We start from the raw sequence: 548 nt of genomic DNA, 5'->3' as shown, positions 1-548 counted from the left end.
GTCTTATCTTTAGCCTCTTGCAAGGATACTCCTGTTATGGAAGGATCATATATTCCCGTTTTAATGGCAATGGCTATACCGAATGACATGGCGGCTGGAAAACGATACCTGTATTCATTAACCTTTGATTTGCTTTTCAAGTCAAGATAACCACTGGAATCTGGCTGGTATTTTTTTATTTCATGATACCAGGTTGTGAGCGCAAATCTGTTGGCATTAAGCAGGGTTGCTTTTACGGTGTTTGCTAATTTATTGCTAGGTGCTTTTTTTTGAAACCCGCTCCAATTGATCGGCATTACCTTTGTTGATGAATCTGAGTTCTTAACAACTGCTGTGACTTGGCTTTTCCCGGAATTGACTAATGTAATCAGCAATAAAATGATGACTCCTGCTTTCAGATTATATTTCAATTTTATTTCATTTATTAGTTTCGGTTTCATGGGTATACAACAATTGTACAGCCCGTCAATCTGTTCATATTTTTTTCAGCAGTAAATGCTGACTGAAGCACCCGCTTTTGTGCGATAAAATTATGCATATCCTTTCCG

The 548-nt window shown here is 37.8% G+C and carries 1 protein-coding gene; it reads right to left on the bottom strand.

The window, feature by feature from the left end:
* The coding region (locus OCK74_RS27865) for a hypothetical protein (protein WP_279300398.1) at positions 1-440 on the bottom strand (440 nt) is incomplete at its 3' end.
* Positions 441-548: the final 108 nt, after the last annotated feature.

The organism is Paraflavisolibacter caeni, from assembly GCF_025628885.1.
GTDB lineage: Bacteria > Bacteroidota > Bacteroidia > Chitinophagales > Chitinophagaceae > Flavisolibacter > Flavisolibacter caeni.
Note: the sequence above shows the minus strand (reverse complement) of the source record. Positions and strands in the feature narration are given on the sequence as shown.